Genomic DNA, 1,470 nt, shown 5'->3' on the forward strand with positions numbered 1-1,470 from the left:
AATAGATATAAAAGGAGAATCAATGAGAAGAAAATTGAAAAATAAAAACTAAGTTTAACCCAAGGATAGATCAAATCTGGGCAGTCCATTTGCCATGGTCAGTTTCATCCGGCGAAGGTGGGTCAGTTTACCCGGCTTATCCATTCAATCAAAATGGAATGGTTGATTCACCACTATACGGAATAAAAAAAGCAGATGAATTTTATCGTGAATTAAATAACGATACTTCAAATTCTGAACTTCATTTAAAAGGAATTTTTGAAGATAATGAATCAAATAATTTAGCTCTTTACTTCACCTATAAATGGACTTTAAAGAATAATCAAAAAGTGGAATTTGATGTAGTAGACATTATTGAATTCGATAATCAAAACAAGATTAGTAAACTAAAAATTATATATGATACGGTTACTGCTAGGAAACTAGTCGAGCAATTATAAAAAAAGCCTGCGTACAACACAGTATAAAAATAATTGCGGTTTTGGGCTAAAACAAAGGTAGTTGCGGGTTTGCTACATCTGATTTTCCTGCGGAAAATCCTCGCTCGCAAACCCGCAACTATTCTTATACAAACACGTTGGCAACAAGCTGAAAAAAGAAAATTTATTACCAATTTGGTAACTTTTTATTATATTTGCGACAAACAAGTATAATGTGAGAGTAATAGCGAAACGAACTTTACGAGACTTTTGGGAAAAACACGCTGACTGTGAAGAACAATTAAAGTCTTGGTTTAGAGAAACTGAAAAATCCGAATGGAAAAATATTAATGAATTAAAAAGCGAGTATCCAAGTGCGAGTATTTTAAAGGACAACCGAATTGTTTACAACATTAAAGGTAATAACTATAGATTGATTGTAAAATTCAACTTTGAATATCAAATATGCTGGATAAGATTCATCGGAACTCACGCAGAATATGACAAAATAGACGCAAATAATATCTGATTATGAAAATAACACCAATAAGAAACGAAAAAGACTATCAAAACGCTCTAAACAGACTTGAAGAGATTTTTGATGCAAAAAAAGGAACTGAACAAGGAGATGAATTGGAAATCCTTTCAATCTTAATTGACAGATATGAAAATGAAAACTTTCCAATTGGAATGCCTGACCCAATTGAGGCAATCAAATTCCGAATGGAGCAAATGGGAATGAAACAAAAGGATTTAGCTGAAGTTGTTGGATTTAAAAGTAGAGTTAGTGAAATTTTAAGTAAAAAACGTAAACTGACTTTAGGAATGATTAGAAAACTGAACTCAACACTTCATATTCCGACTGAAGTTTTAGTTCAAGATTATTAATAAAAAGCCAGTTGCCAACAAAGAACTGAGTTAAAAAACAAGTCTTTTTAAGCCAATCTCGATATATAATTCTCATCGTAAGGTATTCCGGATTTTGCAATGGCAAATGCCTGTTTCAAAAGCTTGTTCGATACCGCTATCAATGCTAGTTTCTTGCTTTTTC

3 protein-coding genes and 1 pseudogene are annotated in these 1,470 nt (G+C 32.2%); 3 read left to right on the forward strand and 1 reads right to left on the reverse strand.

Annotated elements, in window-relative coordinates:
* The first annotated feature begins 89 nt into the window (after nt 1-89).
* The 3 genes from GO009_RS17315 to GO009_RS17325 all read left to right on the forward strand — a co-directional run bounded on the left by GO009_RS17315 (nt 90) and on the right by GO009_RS17325 (nt 1,307).
* A complete protein-coding gene (locus GO009_RS17315) occupies nt 90-440 on the forward strand; it encodes a nuclear transport factor 2 family protein (protein ID WP_239057510.1) in 351 nt (116 codons plus the stop codon).
* A 214-nt stretch (nt 441-654) separates the two neighbouring features.
* Nucleotides 655-948, forward strand: coding sequence for a type II toxin-antitoxin system HigB family toxin (locus tag GO009_RS17320; RefSeq protein ID WP_072766088.1), 294 nt, complete (start codon nt 655-657; stop codon nt 946-948).
* 2 nt (nt 949-950) lie between these two features.
* Nucleotides 951-1,307 (forward strand): type II toxin-antitoxin system HigA family antitoxin, encoded by a 357-nt coding sequence (locus GO009_RS17325; RefSeq protein WP_072766087.1) that lies wholly within the window; start codon nt 951-953, stop codon nt 1,305-1,307.
* A 47-nt stretch (nt 1,308-1,354) separates the two neighbouring features.
* Here the strand turns inward: GO009_RS17325 and GO009_RS17330 are convergent.
* Nucleotides 1,355-1,470 (reverse strand): annotated as a pseudogene (locus tag GO009_RS17330) (IS110 family transposase); the annotation flags it as partial.

It is taken from the genome of Allomuricauda sp. TY007 (assembly GCF_010468565.1).
Lineage (GTDB): Bacteria > Bacteroidota > Bacteroidia > Flavobacteriales > Flavobacteriaceae > Flagellimonas.

Excerpts from the sequence above, each read along its gene's own strand:
- GO009_RS17325 (WP_072766087.1), top strand. The coding sequence starts at position 951 with ATGAAAATAACACCAATAAGAAACGAAAAAGACTATCAAAACGCTCTA.